At 42.4% G+C, this 14,953-nt stretch carries 16 protein-coding genes, 1 other RNA gene and 1 riboswitch; of the genes, 2 read left to right on the forward strand and 15 right to left on the reverse strand.

Annotated elements, in window-relative coordinates; genetic code table 11:
• Positions 1 to 14: 14 nt before the first annotated feature.
• From AC3WTL_RS16395 to AC3WTL_RS16405, 3 genes are all read right to left on the reverse strand, one after another.
• Complete coding sequence (locus tag AC3WTL_RS16395) at positions 15 to 932, reverse strand: nuclease-related domain-containing protein (RefSeq protein ID WP_492369750.1); 918 nt, start codon at positions 930 to 932, stop codon at positions 15 to 17.
• A 314-nt stretch (positions 933 to 1,246) separates the two neighbouring features.
• Positions 1,247 to 1,879 carry a DUF4352 domain-containing protein gene (locus tag AC3WTL_RS16400; protein WP_252219754.1) on the reverse strand — a complete coding sequence of 211 codons (633 nt, stop codon included), beginning with the start codon at positions 1,877 to 1,879 and terminating at the stop codon, positions 1,247 to 1,249.
• Between the two features lie 60 nt (positions 1,880 to 1,939).
• Positions 1,940 to 3,316 (reverse strand): alkaline phosphatase, encoded by a 1,377-nt coding sequence (locus AC3WTL_RS16405; RefSeq protein WP_492369751.1) that lies wholly within the window; start codon positions 3,314 to 3,316, stop codon positions 1,940 to 1,942.
• 172 nt (positions 3,317 to 3,488) lie between these two features.
• Here AC3WTL_RS16405 and AC3WTL_RS16410 point away from each other — a divergent pair, with 172 nt between their 5' ends.
• Positions 3,489 to 4,025 (forward strand): flavodoxin family protein, encoded by a 537-nt coding sequence (locus AC3WTL_RS16410; RefSeq protein ID WP_248349520.1) that lies wholly within the window; start codon positions 3,489 to 3,491, stop codon positions 4,023 to 4,025.
• 31 nt (positions 4,026 to 4,056) lie between these two features.
• Here the strand turns inward: AC3WTL_RS16410 and AC3WTL_RS16415 are convergent, their stop codons facing one another.
• From AC3WTL_RS16415 to secG, 11 genes are all read right to left on the reverse strand, one after another.
• On the reverse strand, positions 4,057 to 5,157 hold the full coding sequence (locus AC3WTL_RS16415; protein WP_492369752.1) for a mechanosensitive ion channel family protein: 1,101 nt from the start codon (positions 5,155 to 5,157) through the stop codon (positions 4,057 to 4,059).
• 103 nt (positions 5,158 to 5,260) lie between these two features.
• Entirely contained in the window at positions 5,261 to 5,626 is a 366-nt protein-coding gene (crcB, locus tag AC3WTL_RS16420) for a fluoride efflux transporter CrcB (RefSeq protein ID WP_197218505.1), read from the reverse strand.
• Positions 5,623 to 6,000, reverse strand: a complete 378-nt coding sequence (locus AC3WTL_RS16425; RefSeq protein WP_248349521.1) for a CrcB family protein — start codon at positions 5,998 to 6,000, stop codon at positions 5,623 to 5,625. Before AC3WTL_RS16425 ends, crcB begins: the two co-directional genes overlap by 4 nt.
• Positions 6,001 to 6,060: 60 nt before the next feature.
• Positions 6,061 to 6,121, reverse strand: a riboswitch (Fluoride riboswitch).
• 59 nt (positions 6,122 to 6,180) lie between these two features.
• Positions 6,181 to 6,618, reverse strand: a complete 438-nt coding sequence (locus AC3WTL_RS16430) for a hypothetical protein (protein WP_248349522.1) — start codon at positions 6,616 to 6,618, stop codon at positions 6,181 to 6,183.
• A gap of 38 nt (positions 6,619 to 6,656) precedes the next feature.
• Positions 6,657 to 6,809, reverse strand: coding sequence for an anti-repressor SinI family protein (locus tag AC3WTL_RS16435; RefSeq protein WP_248349523.1), 153 nt, complete (start codon positions 6,807 to 6,809; stop codon positions 6,657 to 6,659).
• A gap of 46 nt (positions 6,810 to 6,855) precedes the next feature.
• Positions 6,856 to 7,482 (reverse strand): TetR/AcrR family transcriptional regulator, encoded by a 627-nt coding sequence (locus tag AC3WTL_RS16440; protein WP_492369753.1) that lies wholly within the window; start codon positions 7,480 to 7,482, stop codon positions 6,856 to 6,858.
• Positions 7,483 to 7,719: 237 nt separating this feature from the next.
• Positions 7,720 to 8,079, reverse strand: a transfer-messenger RNA (tmRNA) gene (gene ssrA / locus AC3WTL_RS16445).
• Positions 8,080 to 8,223: 144 nt separating this feature from the next.
• On the reverse strand, positions 8,224 to 8,691 hold the full coding sequence (gene smpB / locus AC3WTL_RS16450; protein ID WP_009331807.1) for an SsrA-binding protein SmpB: 468 nt from the start codon (positions 8,689 to 8,691) through the stop codon (positions 8,224 to 8,226).
• A 149-nt stretch (positions 8,692 to 8,840) separates the two neighbouring features.
• Positions 8,841 to 11,165 carry a ribonuclease R gene (gene rnr / locus AC3WTL_RS16455; RefSeq protein ID WP_252219773.1) on the reverse strand — a complete coding sequence of 775 codons (2,325 nt, stop codon included), beginning with the start codon at positions 11,163 to 11,165 and terminating at the stop codon, positions 8,841 to 8,843.
• A 36-nt stretch (positions 11,166 to 11,201) separates the two neighbouring features.
• Positions 11,202 to 11,948, reverse strand: a complete 747-nt coding sequence (locus AC3WTL_RS16460) for an alpha/beta hydrolase (RefSeq protein WP_222499024.1) — start codon at positions 11,946 to 11,948, stop codon at positions 11,202 to 11,204.
• A gap of 179 nt (positions 11,949 to 12,127) precedes the next feature.
• The gene (gene secG / locus AC3WTL_RS16465; protein WP_035329304.1) at positions 12,128 to 12,361 is read right to left on the reverse strand and encodes a preprotein translocase subunit SecG; all 234 of its coding nucleotides are present in this window, start codon (positions 12,359 to 12,361) and stop codon (positions 12,128 to 12,130) included.
• A gap of 147 nt (positions 12,362 to 12,508) precedes the next feature.
• Here secG and AC3WTL_RS16470 point away from each other — a divergent pair, with 147 nt between their 5' ends.
• A complete protein-coding gene (locus tag AC3WTL_RS16470) occupies positions 12,509 to 13,501 on the forward strand; it encodes a nuclease-related domain-containing protein (RefSeq protein WP_222499022.1) in 993 nt (330 codons plus the stop codon).
• 143 nt (positions 13,502 to 13,644) lie between these two features.
• On the opposite strand, the gene eno is transcribed toward AC3WTL_RS16470, so the two are convergent.
• Positions 13,645 to 14,940: a phosphopyruvate hydratase gene (gene eno / locus AC3WTL_RS16475; RefSeq protein WP_048008419.1), complete on the reverse strand. Its 1,296-nt coding sequence runs from the start codon at positions 14,938 to 14,940 to the stop codon at positions 13,645 to 13,647.
• Positions 14,941 to 14,953 lie beyond the last annotated feature (13 nt).

Here is a 14,953-nt window from a genome sequence, read left to right on the forward strand (position 1 = left end):
AGGATTGTTGTCAATTAAACTTTATCAACAGGAATAAAATAAGGTTTACCTTTATTATTTCCTTCACTTACTTTGCAAGTTTGCTGAAGAATCCGCTTTGCCGTATCACTGGATATGCTGCATAAAAAATCTCTGGCTTCTTTATTGGTTATAGAGGTTTTAATCAGCAGAGCATAATCCTTTAATGCTTGATTATGTGCATCCTGAGAAACATGGCTGCATCTTAAACATTTCCAGTTACCGTGAACCCTGTTCATAGGAAACGATAAACAGCCTGGACATTGGACACCCTTTATCAAATCAGTTTTCTGTAGTGCATATCTTTGAAAAATATCCATTTCTACTGGAGTATGGTCAGCTATCAGACGGGAATATAATTTCTTGACCTGTCTCGGGGTTAGGAAAGGGGATGTGAACTTTTTATCATAGAATCTCATGTTGCTGATGATATCCGAAGAGGGGATTACAAAATTAGGGGTTATTTTATCGCGGGGATCCAATTTGATTACGGTGCGTTCATTTGCGATAACAACCAGGGGTACTATCGGAAGTGCGGGGAAACCATACCGTTCCAGCCAATCCCTTAAATGCTCTGCCTGCCGTTTCACCTGTGCCACCGGGTCGGCAAAGCCTTCCTCCTTGCCTTCAATGGTACGGATTATTTGTTTAAATAAGGAATTGAAGAAGATAGAACCTGATATATTTTTCACTTCGAGAATGGATATAAAAAAAGGGGTTAGGAGGAGGACATCCATTTGAAAGAAATGCTTGCCATTCAAAAGCCTTAAATCATTGAATATTAAATAATCCTTGCCGGGGAGGCAGCTTAAAGGATATTCAAGGAATTTTTCACCTAAATATCCTGCCTTCTGTTTGGCATAATCTGATTTTATCAAAGAGTATTTTGGATGAACTTCCGGCAATCTTTTCAATAATGCCTCCAATTTCAGCAAAGAAATTGGTTTTGTCCTGGGTTTTGCAATCAATTTATCACTCCTCTATTTATTTTACAGAAAGAATTCGACTCTTCGGCATGATTTCCTTCCATTTGAAAGATTGGGTTTGAATTTATCAGCAAAATTTTAACAATATCGGCGAAAAAAAGATAATATCAGCGAAATTTGAGATATATCAGCGAAACTAAAAACAGCCCCCAATTCTGAGGACTGCGGCATCAAAACCAACAACAATTACATTCTCCATGCCAGCGGCAGCCAAAAAGACCCCATCTCTGGAGCCTTGTCCCTTAAAATTCGATTTTAATCTTTTCAGCATCTTCAATCTTGTTCTCACCACTAAACACGTCGCTGGTGGTTATTTCAATACTATTCAGTTCCGATTTTTCAATGATAAAGCCAACATTGCCGGCTTTGGTTTCGTTAGGCCCAATTTCTTCGTTAAGCCCATCAAGATACATATCTCTTTCCCAGGTTATTTGCTCACCTTCGCTTGTTTCAAGGAAGGCTGCCGGGGCAAAATTCACTTTTTGATCAGAGGTGTTCTTTATTTCCACAAAAACCTTAACAAAGTCGAATTCCTCGTCATGGGTCAAGGTGTGAAAATAGTCAACCAGACTGTAGTCAGGCTTCAGATGCATCTCTTTGGCATCAGTTACTTTCATTTCGATTGGGCCAATCTTATAGTTTTCGTCCACAGTTTTTGCTTTTTTTAAAGTGATTTCACCTTTTTCATCTATGTGAGTCTCCCCTTCTTTCCACAGCTGCCGGTCGTCTGGAACTTGAGGGTTTGGGGCATAATTTTTCACCGTTTCGTTTTCCGCCGGAACTTCTGCTTTAACCTCAGCAGGCTGTTCCGGGGCACTTGAGCAGCCGAACAGGACAATGGATAAGAGAGTAATCATTGTAATTAGTTTTTTCATGATGATCCCCCTTCAGTTATTGTAAAAAAGTTCCCGCCGAAAGCGGCGGGAGATAAACATTTATTTATCTTCAATCTTTACTTTAGACTTTAATATCTCAAAGATCAGTTTAGCCTGGTCAGTATTCTCTATTTGCCCTGCAAATCGGTCGCTGGCTGGGCCAAATGCATACACAGGCACATCTTCACCTGTATGGCCGCCTGTTGTCCAGCCCGTATGGGAGCGCTGGTTGAAAATTTCTTCAATGGCATTATCGATGTCAGCTGCCTTTTTAGTTTCAGCAGCTTTTTTAACAGATTGAATTTCTCCTTCTTTTAAATCAAGATCAATATATTCCTTTAGCGTTTCTTCCACACCGGCTCCATTGGCAATTTCCTGAGCCATGAAATCTGGTGTCCGCTTCGCTGCTTTAATTGGCTCGCTGAACCAGTTATAGTTGCCATCTGAACCGATGGAATAGCCGCCAGTTGAATGGTCAGCAGTTGCCACCACAAGGGTGTGCTTGTCCTTCTTCGCAAACTCGATCGCTGCTTTGAATGCTTTCTCGAAGTCTTCCATTTCACTCATTGCGCTAACGATGTCATTATCATGGCCAGCCCAGTCTACCTGACTTCCTTCTACCATCAGGAAGAAGCCGTCTTTATCTTTGTTCAAACGCTCGATTGCAGAAGCAGTCATATCCTTCAGTGAAGGTGTGTCTTCTGTGCGGTCAATCATTTTGGGCATGCCGCGTTCTGCAAACAGACCAAGGACTTGTTCATTTTTATCCGCCAATAATTCTGTGCGGTTTGTTACATAGCTGTATCCGTCTTTCTTGAATTCCTCCGCGATGTTTCTGTCTTTGCGGACAAGTAAATCAGTTCCCCCGCCAAGAAGAACATCTACTTTGTGCTTGCCATTGATAAGCTCATCATAATAATCATCGGCAATGGCATTCATATTCTGCCGGCTTTCGTCATGCGATCCGAATGAGGCAGGAGTGGCATGAGTAATTTCTGATGTAGCTACAAGACCAGTCGCTTTTCCTTGCTCTTTCGCTGCTTCCAAAACTGTTTTTACCTCAGAACCGTCATTATCAACAGCAATGGCACTGTTATATGTTTTTATTCCTGCAGACATGGCTGTGGCTGCCGATGCAGAGTCTGTAACATTTTGTTCGGGATCTTCCGGATAAGTCATTTGCTGGCCGACCAAATATTTATCTAACTCAGTACGTTCAACAAATTTTGTGCCGGGATCGTCTTTTAAATATCGGTATGCAGACGTGTAGGATACGCCCATTCCGTCGCCGATAAGGAAAATAACATTTTTGATCTTTCTATCATCTGATTTGCTCTTTGCTTCTGTTTGCTGTACTGAACCCATTAGTCCGCCAAACGCAACTGCAGAAGCAGCAAGGATTGGAAGTGTTCTTTTTGTGAATTTCTTGAATTTCATTCTATTAACCTCCCTTTATTATCTTACACGCAGTAGTATAGAACCCTAATGTAAATGAGAGATTAATAGAATGTAAAAATGAACTAACACTTATGTAAAGATGCTTTTTTTGCTTCCCCCGTTATTTTTATGTAAAATTCATACAAAGACGATAGTCGAAGGAGAGAATTCAATGAAAGTATTAGCTTTGCTGGGGAGTACAAGAGAAAACGGGAACTCGGAGTATTTGGCAAATAAGATTGTGGAAGGGACTGATCACACCCTGGTAAAACTAGCAGACCTGAATATCAAACCGATTGTGGATCAGAGGCATGCGGATGGCGGCTTTACGCCGGTCGATGACGACTATGAAGAGTTAGTGCATCAGATGCTGACACATGATGTTTTCGTATTCGCCACCCCTTTATACTGGTATGGCATGAGCGGTCCGATGAAGGATTTCTTTGATCGCTGGTCACAGTACCTAAGGGATGAACGCTTTAATCTGAAAGAAGAGCTGGCAAAGAAGAAAGCTTACGTTGTCATTACCGGAGGCAGCAGCGCGAAAGTAAAAGGACTCCCTCTTGTTCAGCAATTTCAATACATTTTTGATTTTGTCGGGATGGAATTTGCGGACTATATCATTGGGAGCGGAGTAAAGCCGGAAGAAGTGAAAGAAGATTCTTTTGCATTAGCGAAGGCCGAACGATGGAATAAGATATTTTCATAATAAAAAGGCGGACTCAAGGTCCGCCTTTTTATTATGATTCCTGTCTCACTCTGGATTCTTTTTTCAGCTGGTTTTCGCCATCAGGATCTAAGTATAGTTTCCTGCTTGGCATAGCAACATAAACACGCTCATTTTCAAGAATGTCCATGATCTCAAAATTGATTTCTTCCTTAATTTTAAGGAATTCTCCCCAGTTTGTCGTTTTAGTGAAGAAATAAAGGAAGATATCGAGCCCATTTTCTTTGTAGTCGTCAAAGGTAACAAGAATGGTTTCCGGATGTATATCCGGATGATTTTTTAACAGATACTCGATCTGCCCTACCACATTCGCCATTTGATCCTTAGTCGTCTCATGGGTAACACGCAGTCTAAAGCTGATCTGTCTTTTTCCCATCTTGCTCCAGTTGGTAATAGATTCATTTGCTAAAGTTGCATTAGGAACAGTAACAAGCGCCTGGGCGAATGTTCTTACTCTCGTGCTTCGGAAAGAAATATCTTCTACGGTTCCCTCGACACTTGGCGTCATTATCCAATCACCAATCGTGAACGGCTTTTCAGTAATAATGACGAAGCCGCCTAACAAATTGCCCAGTACGTCCTTAGCGGCAAAAGCAATGGCAACTCCGCCTAACCCGAGTCCCGCCACAAAACCATTCACATCATAGTTAAATTCTTGAGCAACAATGCTGATGCTAATTGCCACAAGCACGAATCTCAATGCCTTAGAAATGAAAGGAATGAGAATATCATCAATTTCCAGATCGTACTTAACCTTTAGGCTTGTGAAAAGGGCTGAAGATGCCGATGCCATATTGTACAAGCCCCATGTGAGCATGATGATAACAGACGCTCTAATAATATCCAAGAACAGTGAATTATGCTGATTCAGATAAGGAAAATAACCAACAGAAAAATAGATTCCTATAATAATGAACAAACACTGAATCGGCTTTTGAAATGAGACAAATACGTGAGAAAAAAAGTCATTTGGGGCTTTTCTGCTAAGCCTTAATAATAGTGTAAATACATATTTGGCAAAAAGCTTCCGGAAAAAGAGAAACAGCAGGAAAATTCCAATCGATATTCCCAAGTCCACTAATATATCTTCTTTCATGTAAGTTTCCCAGAACATATGAATAACCTCCTTGATGCTATTTGTTATCATAACATAATTCTGCAAGACAGGTTATCATACGAAATTCCCTAAAATACGTATTGGAAAAAACCTTTCTTCATCAGAGTAGCACTCCCAGTTCAATACCCAGAAAAGCAAATAGAATACCGCCTCCATAGCTCAATACATTATAAAGAATAAACTCCTTTTTCCTTTTATCCATGTGGAGCTGTATGGCTTCCAGCTTAAATGTAGAAAAAGTGGTGAATGCCCCCATAAATCCTGTGCCAAGCAGCATAAAAAGGCTGCCTTCTATTCCTGAGCCCACCATGATTCCAAGAAGAAGTGAACCAATTAAGTTAATAACAAGCGTGGCAGCAGGGAAACCCGACACAAACCTTTTACTAACGAACTGACTGACCCAAAGCCGGGAAATCGCTCCAAAGAAACCGCCTATCCCCACCATTAATACAAATAACGTACTCATCCGGCGTCTGCTCCTTTCCTGACCTGAAACCCCAATCGGCTCATCCATAATCCGCCAAAAATGCTGGCTGCGATATACAAAACGGCCAGAGCTGTTTTTCCATCGAGAAAGAGTGCTGCCGTTTCAACGCTTAAAGTTGAAAATGTGGTAAAGGATCCCACAAAACCAGTTCCGAGTGCTGTTTTTATATGAGCCGGCAAAGAAAAACGAACCATCAGGCCCGTCGTCAGCCAAGCCAGGAGAAAACTTCCCAGAAGATTAACCGTCAAAGTGGCGAAAGGAAAAACCGCACTTTCCTGAAAAAGAAAAACACCCATGCTGTAACGTAATGCGGCACCTAAAAACCCTGCTGCGCCAACCAGTATATAAACCATCCAGAACCCTCCATTTCTCTTAGCTTACCCAAAACAAAAAGACTCCTGCCAGTTACCATATAACTGACAGGAGTCATTAGCCAAAAGGCGGTTAAAGGTGAACTCCATCACCTAATAAGACAAATCTTTACTAACACTATAAAACATATTAACAAGGATTAAAAGACCTTTATCCCTAATTCAGTAAGAATTCCCCTTTTTTATAAACAGCAAAGAAAGCAGCAGACCATATAACAGATGGCCTAGAAGCCAGAAAAATAGGGCAGGTAAAGATGTAAGTTCAGGGGTTCGATCAGATAATCCAGTCGTCGGATAAAGCAGAAATCCTATGGAAAAGGTGATGAATAATGTACGGACGATGATTTGGATCCTGTTCCAGCAGTATTTTTTTATTATTAATAATAAGCTGATTGCCACTATAACTGAAATGATCAGGTGAAATCCAAATTCGACTAATTCGGGAAAATGATAGTTTTTTAAAATCGGAAAGTAATCCACATTTAATAGCAATGTGTACACTTTTATACCTGTGGATATCTCAATCATTTTCAGAAATAAACCCAGAAAAGTTCCAGACAGCAGTCCCGTAAAAGTGCCCCCTATCCAAAGTTTCCTCATTTGTTCCTATCCTTCCCATTGATCTCAGGATAATCAAGCTATTTATGATTTTCCTGAATCCTGCCTTTATTAGACCCACTTTTGGATTGTTTAATAAAGTCCTGTATTTCCTCAATTGTTAACCCCAGCTGTTTGGCTGTCAATATGAGCTCTACCCATTCTTTATCAATTTTCCCCTCACAGGTTTCCATTCCCTTTTCCACTCTCCCGTAAAGATTCTGTTCCCCTCAGAAGTCTTCATTGAGTGTTGCTTTTATTAATCATTCCATAAAGGAATAAATGGACAATTTCTTTTGCTAAATCTTCTGGAGTCTTTATCCCTTTAAATAATTTGGTTAATGTCAGGCGTTCAATAATCCCTGTCAGACTCTCTGCGACAATTCCCATATCAACATCTTCCCTGAAGTATCCTGCCTGCTGCTCTGACAAGAGGTTGGCTTCAATTTGACCAGCAAGTATCTCCTTAAATTCGTCGGCATCCGAAGCCATAAAAAAACCGATGCGGGTCAAATGCTGATTATCCCTAAAAAATGAAAAGATAGCAGTCAGACCTGAGGTTATTCGTTCAGGCAATGATGACAAATCAACACCTGTTTCCACGCGGCTCCTGGAAGTAAGCTCAGAAATCCGTCTGCGAAACAGGTCGGTAAGCTCCTGGAAAATGGCATCTTTGCTTTCAAAGTAAAGGTAAAAAGAAGGCTGTGTCAAACCTGCCCTTTTCACAATATCGCTGATTTTTGTATGAAAATAGCCTTTCTGCGCAAATTCCTCCGCGGCAACTTCAAGAAGCAATGCGCGGCTCTGCTCCCCGCTGGCCCCTATTTTCCGTCCTCTGTGCCCCATAAATAACAGCTCCGTCTGCATTATATTACTCACAAGTATTATCTACTACCACTATTGGGAAAGTCAACCAATTATCTGAATTTTTTATTAATAAACAGGAAAAGTTATGTTATACTCAAAAAGGGAACGTACATTCTTATTTTACACTGTGGGATGGGAAATGGAAAGTTACCGGAAGTAAAATTGAAAAGAAAATAGAAAACATTAATTGAGGAAGAATGTTAAAAAAAGACAATAAAAAACCACCAAATATGTATTTGGTGGAGACGGAGGGAGTCGAACCCTCGTCCAGAAATATCGGCACTTAAGCTTCTACGAGTGTAGTCGATATATTCGCGATTCGCTGATCCTTATGCCTATCGACGGGCGTCCGGCCAGCTAGCCTGGTTGTTCTCTTCCTTCATCCTCAGGCGGTGGAATCCGGCGTAGCCCACTAAGAGTGAGTCCGCTACCCTACCACATGGGCGATGGAGGGGCGAACCGCTAAAGGCCTATTAGGCAGCTAAAGCGAAGTTGTTTTGAGTTTTGCCAGTTATTGGCTTTGACGTTTTAACGAGGCCGATCCCCTCGACTCGCAACCTAAGCTCGAACTATCCCTGTCGAATCCGTAGCGTCCCCATTATAATAGGTCTGCGCCGAATCTTATTCAGCACGCTGACGTTCGGATAAGCTCGAAATAGATGAGCTAAAGTTTGTGTCACTCGCTGTGACAATTACTATTATAGCACACTGAACAAATTTTTCAATTGTAAGGTTCTGGATTTACATTTTCTGCCTTTCGCGGAAAGCACGCTCAACCTCACGCTTGGCTTCTTTCTTCTTCAGATCCTCACGCTTGTCATATTTCTTTTTACCCCTCGCCAGGCCAATTAAAACTTTTGCATAACCATTCTTGAGGTACATTTTTAATGGAACGATCGAGTAGCCGACTTCCTTCGACTCACCAATCAGCTTGCTGATTTCTTTTCTGTGCAGGAGAAGCTTTCTGGTCCTTAGCGGATCGTGATTGTAACGGTTTCCCTGCTCATAAGGACTGACATGCATGCCGAAAAGATAGATTTCATTGTTTTGAATTCTTGCATATGAGTCCTTCAGATTCACCTTGCCCGCTCGGATCGATTTAATCTCCGTCCCCTGCAGAACAATTCCCGCTTCATATGTTTCTTCTATAGCATAGTCATGATAGGCCTTTTTATTTTGCGCAACCATTTTGCCAGTTCCTTTTGGCATGTTGAATCCCCCTTTGCTCCCCTTTCCTGTTATCAGGAAATGCAGCATCCGTTCTCTAGCGGTTCTTCTATTATAGCAAAATTGCGTGCCCCTCTCAACGAGGAGCCCTGCCGGGAAGGAAAGAGAGAGCCTTTAAGGCCCTCCCGCTTTTACCGCTTCTTTTTCTTCCGCTTTGCTTTTGGCGCATTTTCGTAATGCTTTTTCTCTTTTTTCTTTCTTGGACCGCCTGAACTGTTTCCTTTGCCCTGATCAGACTTCCCTCTGCGCGGCTTTTTCTCGGTGCTGCCAGTCTTGAACACTTTTGGCGCTTCCCGAGTTTCCCGTCTGCGGGTGCCCTTCATGCCGACGATTTCAAAATCAATCGAGCGTTCGTCTTTGTTTACATTAACGACACGGACTGTAATCTCGTCGCCAATGCGGTAGACATTGCCTGTACGCTCCCCGATCATCGCCATCTGGCGCTCGTCATAGCGGTAATAATCGTCTGTCATATAGCTGACATGGATAAGTCCTTCAATCGTGTTTGGAAGCTCGACAAACATGCCAAAGTTTGTAACAGAGCTGATGATCCCATCATATTCCTCGCCGATTTTGTCAGCCATATATTCCGCTTTCTTCAGTTCATCTGTTTCGCGTTCTGCTTCAACTGCACGGCGCTCCATATTGGAAGAGTGCTCAGCAATATCAGGCAGCTGTACATTCCATTTTTCCCTTGTCGCCTGATCCAGCTTGCCTTCAATTAAGTAGGTGCGGATAAGTCTGTGGACAATTAAGTCCGGGTAACGGCGGATCGGTGATGTGAAGTGTGTGTAAAACTCTGTTGATAACCCGAAGTGCCCAAGGCTCTCTTCAAAGTATTTCGCCTGCTGCATAGAGCGCAGCATCACTGTGCTGACAACCATTTCTTCCGGTTTTCCCTGAACCTCTTCGATGATTTCCTGAAGGGCCCGCGGGTGAACGGAATTGGCTGTTCCTTTTACGATATAGCCAAAGTTGGTGATAAACTCGAAGAATCTTCTAAGCTTATCTTCCTTTGGATCTTCATGAATTCGATAGATGAACGGTACATCCATCCAATGGAAGTGCTCAGCAACAGTTTCATTGGCTGCGAGCATAAACTCTTCAATCAGGCGCTCTGCAATCGAGCGTTCGCGCAATGCGACTTCTGTCGGGTTGCCCTCTTCATCCACAATGACCTTCGCTTCTTTAAAATCAAAGTCGATGGCTCCGCGATGCATTCTCTTTTTACGCAGGATTAGAGAAAGCTCCTTCATCAGTTCGAACATAGGCACAAGCGGTTGGTATCTGTTGATAAGTTCTTCGTCCTGCTCTTCTAAAATCTTATTCACATCTGAATAAGTCATTCGTTCCGTTGTTTTAATCACACTCTGGAAAATCTCGTGATTCACTACTTCTCCATCCGATGTGATTTCCATCTCACAAGAAAGGGTAAGCCGGTCCACTTTTGGATTCAATGAGCAAATGCCATTTGATAAGCGATGCGGGATCATCGGGATAACCCGGTCCACTAAATACACAGAGGTTGCCCGCTCTTCCGCTTCCCTGTCAATCGGGGAATCCTCACGGACATAGTATGTGACATCGGCAATATGAACGCCAAGCTTGTAATTGCCGTTATCCATTTTTTTAACCATTACTGCATCATCAAGATCCTTTGCATCCGCACCGTCTATTGTGACAATAACTTCGTTTCTCAAATCACGGCGGTTTTCAAGCTCACTTGGATCAATCGTATCCGGCGTTTCTTCAGCCTGCTTAAGCACCTCATCAGGAAACTCAAGCGGAAGGCCATGCTTGTGAATAACAGAAAGGATATCCACACCCGGGTCGTTTTTATGCCCAAGTATGTCGATAACTTCTCCTTCTGCGCTCTTTCTGCCTTCTGGATAAGTGGTCAGTTTTACAACGACCTTATGCCCTTCAACCGCACCTTTTGATGCTGTTTTGGGGATAAAAATATCGCTGGCAAACTTTTTATCATCCGGGATCACAAATCCAAAGTGCTTGCTTTCCGTATACGTTCCAACAATTTGTGTCACACCGCGCTCTAAGATGCGGACAATCGTGCCTTCCCGCCTCTGGCCGGAGCTCTCAGACGTCACACGCGCGAGAACGATATCCCCATTTAAGGCATTATTTGTTTCATTGGGCGGGATAAATATATCATCCATTCCCTGCTCTTCCGGAATGACAAAGGCAAATCCCTTTGCATGGCCGGAAAGCTTCCCGCGGATCAGGTTCATTTTTTCAGGCAGGCCATAGCGATTGCTTCTCGTTCTGACAACAAGCCCTTTTTCCTCCATGACAACAAGCGCCTTAACGAAATCTTTGAAGCCTGTGGAATCCTCAATTCCAAATGCGGCTTCCAGCTCCTGGACCGTCAATGGCTTATAGGCTTCATCCTTCATATAATGAAGCAGCTTGTCGATCAGCTGTTGTATATTATTTTCCATATCTTCATCCCTCCTCAGGGAGATTTTCTTTTGTTATTATTCTTCCCAATCAAGCTTTTCTAAAAACTCATATACATCTTCATGCAGCTGGTCACGCTCTTTATCAAGAGTAATGACGTGCCCGGATTCTTCGTACCACTTGAGCTTCTTTAAGTCATTCTCCACTTCATTGAAAATGATGTTAGCGCTGTCCGTGTTGATCATATGGTCATGTCGTGCCTGTACAACAAATGTCGGGGAGTAAATCATATCCACATGATTGCGCACATCCGCGATCAGCTCCTGTAGTGCCTTTAATGTATTCATCGGTGTTTTTTGGAACTCTTCCATTTCCTGCTCAATTTGGTCTTCCGTCTTTCCTTCAAGTCTCTTATATTCTCTTGCGTAGCTCAGAATTCCTTCATACATGACTTCTTCGCTTTTTATGTACATAGGTGCGCACATCGGGACAATACCCTTTACAGGTACAGTGTAACCCAATTTAAGGGAAAATACGCCGCCAAGTGAAAGTCCGGCCACTGCAATTTCTTTATGTCCCTTATTTTTCAGAAATTCGTACCCTTCAATTACATCTTTCCACCAGTCTTCCGGGCCTGTATGAACAAGCTCTTCGGGCGGAACCCCATGTCCTTTATATTGCGGCGCATGGCAGGTGTAGCCCTTTGTTTCGAGAAACCTTGCCATCATTCTGACATCTGCTGTATTTCCGGTAAACCCATGCAGCAGCAGGACTGCTCTGTTTCCATTTCCAAATGTAAACGGTTTTGGTGCAACAACTCTCATTGATAAAACTCCTTTTACCTTATGATTCCTATAATTTTATTAATCAAACGTTTGATTGAATCTGCATTCCTTATTTTTAGCAAACAGCGGGGGAACATGCCAATAAAAAGCTTTCTTAAGCGAAAACAGCCGAAGAAAAATAAAAGCCTGACCTTCTGAAGGCCAGGCGCTGCGTTCATTTATATCGCAAAATAAGAAACTAAAACAGTAAGTACAAAGAACAAGACAGAAAGAACAACCGTGATGCGGTGAAGAACCAGATCAATACCGCGTGCTTTTTGCTTTCCAAAAAGCTGCTCTGCTCCTCCTGAAATGGCACCGGAAAGACCTGCGCTTTTACCAGATTGAAGGAGTACAACTACAATAAGACCAATCGAAACAATGACTAAAAGGGTAATCAATAATGTATGCATGAAGCCACCTCCTGAAAACGTACAATCACATTATTCTTAATTTATCACATTTTTATTGTATAAACAATAAGATTTTGGCAGGACCTGTTAGTTGGAAGGACTTTTATAGCAGGTTAGAGAATTTATATTGTGAAAGGAATGATGCCATTGATCATAAAAGAGCGGAAGATATCAAATTTTATTCCAAGCATGAATGCTTTATTGAGAAGACTGCCACTATCACATCCAAAAAGGAGTCTCATCGAAAGTGAATTAACGAAACGCAAAGCAGGTAATCGCGGGGAAGAGGCTGTCGATTACTTTTTAAAAGATTTACCTGAGTTTATTATCGTTAAAGATGTTAGGCTTTCTAATGGAAACGGAGACTTCTATCAAATCGATATCCTTCTCCTATGCCCAAACTTCCTTCTTATCCTCGAAATTAAGAACATATCCGGCACTATTTATTTTGACCCCGCATTTAACCAGCTGATTCAGAGGAGGCAAGAAAATGAAAGAGGATTTCTTGATCCTTTAATACAAGCTAAAAGGCAGCAAAAGGAACTTTCAAAATGGCTAGCTGATCGTAAGATTCCCACAACCATTGAGTACCTTGTTGTAATCAGCAATCCTTCTACTATTATCAAGACTTCCTCTTATCACAAATTGGCCTTAGAAAAGGTGCTGCATGCGAGCCATTTGAGAGAAAGGATAGATAAACTAAAAGAGAAATATCCGGAAGAGAAATTAACAGACAGAGAGATCAAAAAGTTAGGCAGAGTTATTACAAATAAGCATATCCCTGCGAATTACAATGTCCTAAAATACTTTGACATTGATATAAATGAAATTAATGCCGGTATTCAATGTTCGGCCTGCAGCCGATTTTCAGTGAAAAGGGTAAGGGGCACCTGGAAATGCAGCAGTTGTCATACTTCTGATAAAGAGGCACATATTAGAACCCTCCATGATTACCTTCTTTTAATCAGTTCCTCCATTACGAATCAGCAATTTCGGGAATTCACCCATTTATCTTCCTCAAATATTGCCAAAAAGCTGCTGACTGCGCTGAAACTTCCCTACACCGGTTCATATAAGGACCGAACCTATCATTTATCCGCAGAATTATTTGAAAAATTTCATTTTACCGGCCGAAAATGAATATTTACCGGCCAATATTTGATATTTACCGGCCAAAACTGAAAAAATACCGGCCAAACTGTCCAATTTACCGGCCTAGCCAAGTTACTGCATCCAACACCAAAAAAACAGCCGCCCCACCCGGGACGGCTGCACAAGCAAGATTACTTGCTCAAGTTATAGAAAGATTTTAAGCCATCGTATACAGCTAAATCGCCAAGCTCGTCTTCGATGCGAAGAAGCTGGTTGTATTTCGCGATACGGTCTGTACGGGACATTGAACCAGTTTTGATCTGGCCAGCGTTTGTTGCAACAGCGATGTCAGCGATTGTAGCATCTTCTGTTTCACCTGAACGGTGGGATACAACTGCAGTGTAGCCGGCACGCTTCGCCATTTCGATTGCTTCGAAAGTTTCTGTTAATGTACCGATTTGGTTTACTTTGATCAGGATTGAGTTGCCTACCCCCTGCTCGATTCCTTGAGCAAGCTTCTTCGTGTTTGTAACGAACAAGTCGTCACCAACAAGCTGAACTTTTCCGCCGATGCGGTCAGTTAATAGCTTATGGCCTTCCCAGTCGTTTTCGTCAAGACCATCTTCAATTGAGATGATAGGGAACTCGTTTACCAGCTCTTCGTAGAAGTTAACCATATCTTCTGAAGTTAAGCCAGTGCGGCCTTCGCCTGCAAGATCGTATTTGCCAGTTTCTTTGTTGTAGAACTCAGAAGAAGCAACGTCCATTGCAAGGTAGATGTCTTTGCCAGCTTCGTAGCCAGCGTTAGAGATCGCTTCGATGATTACTTCAAGAGCTTCACGGTTAGAGCCAAGGTTTGGAGCGAATCCGCCTTCGTCACCTACAGCAGTGTTAAGACCTTTGCCAGATAAAACTTTTTTCAATGAATGGAATACTTCAGCACCCATGCGGATGGCTTCCTTGAAAGTAGGAGCTCCTACAGGCATGATCATGAATTCCTGGAAGTCCACGTTGTTGTCAGCATGAGATCCGCCGTTAATGATGTTCATCATTGGTGTTGGAAGCTGCTTCGCGTTGAAGCCTCCAAGGTAACGGTATAAAGGAAGTCCTACAGACTCAGCAGCCGCGTGTGCACAAGCCATGGATACGCCAAGGATTGCGTTTGCGCCAAGCTTTCCTTTGTTTTCAGTTCCATCTAACGCGATCATTGTGCGGTCGATGCCAACCTGGTCTGTTACATCCAAACCAATTACAGCTTCTGCAATCAGGTTGTTCACGTTGTCTACCGCTTTTTGAACACCTTTTCCAAGATAGCGGGACTTGTCGCCGTCACGAAGTTCTACTGCTTCGTGCTCGCCAGTTGATGCTCCAGAAGGAACAATCGCGCGTCCAAAGAATCCTGATTCTGTTAAAACTTCAACTTCAACTGTTGGGTTACCGCGGGAATCCAATACTTCACGTGCATATACTTGTTCGATAAATGGCATAGTAATTCTCTCC

The organism is Cytobacillus sp. EB106-05-05-XG126 (assembly GCF_058791715.1).

Bases quoted from the DNA above. Each gene is read 5' to 3' on its own strand.
- AC3WTL_RS16400 (WP_252219754.1), bottom strand. From the start codon at position 1,879: ATGAAAAAACTAATTACAATGATTACTCTCTTATCCATTGTCCTGTTC.
- AC3WTL_RS16405 (WP_492369751.1), bottom strand. From the start codon at position 3,316: ATGAAATTCAAGAAATTCACAAAAAGAACACTTCCAATCCTTGCTGCT.
- AC3WTL_RS16410 (WP_248349520.1), top strand. From the start codon at position 3,489: ATGAAAGTATTAGCTTTGCTGGGGAGTACAAGAGAAAACGGGAACTCG.
- AC3WTL_RS16415 (WP_492369752.1), bottom strand. From the start codon at position 5,157: ATGTTCTGGGAAACTTACATGAAAGAAGATATATTAGTGGACTTGGGA.
- crcB (WP_197218505.1), bottom strand. From the start codon at position 5,626: ATGAGTACGTTATTTGTATTAATGGTGGGGATAGGCGGTTTCTTTGGA.
- AC3WTL_RS16425 (WP_248349521.1), bottom strand. From the start codon at position 6,000: ATGGTTTATATACTGGTTGGCGCAGCAGGGTTTTTAGGTGCCGCATTA.
- AC3WTL_RS16430 (WP_248349522.1), bottom strand. From the start codon at position 6,618: ATGAGGAAACTTTGGATAGGGGGCACTTTTACGGGACTGCTGTCTGGA.
- AC3WTL_RS16435 (WP_248349523.1), bottom strand. From the start codon at position 6,809: ATGGAAACCTGTGAGGGGAAAATTGATAAAGAATGGGTAGAGCTCATA.
- AC3WTL_RS16440 (WP_492369753.1), bottom strand. From the start codon at position 7,482: ATGCAGACGGAGCTGTTATTTATGGGGCACAGAGGACGGAAAATAGGG.
- smpB (WP_009331807.1), bottom strand. From the start codon at position 8,691: ATGCCAAAAGGAACTGGCAAAATGGTTGCGCAAAATAAAAAGGCCTAT.
- rnr (WP_252219773.1), bottom strand. From the start codon at position 11,165: ATGGAAAATAATATACAACAGCTGATCGACAAGCTGCTTCATTATATG.
- AC3WTL_RS16460 (WP_222499024.1), bottom strand. From the start codon at position 11,948: ATGAGAGTTGTTGCACCAAAACCGTTTACATTTGGAAATGGAAACAGA.
- secG (WP_035329304.1), bottom strand. From the start codon at position 12,361: ATGCATACATTATTGATTACCCTTTTAGTCATTGTTTCGATTGGTCTT.
- eno (WP_048008419.1), bottom strand. From the start codon at position 14,940: ATGCCATTTATCGAACAAGTATATGCACGTGAAGTATTGGATTCCCGC.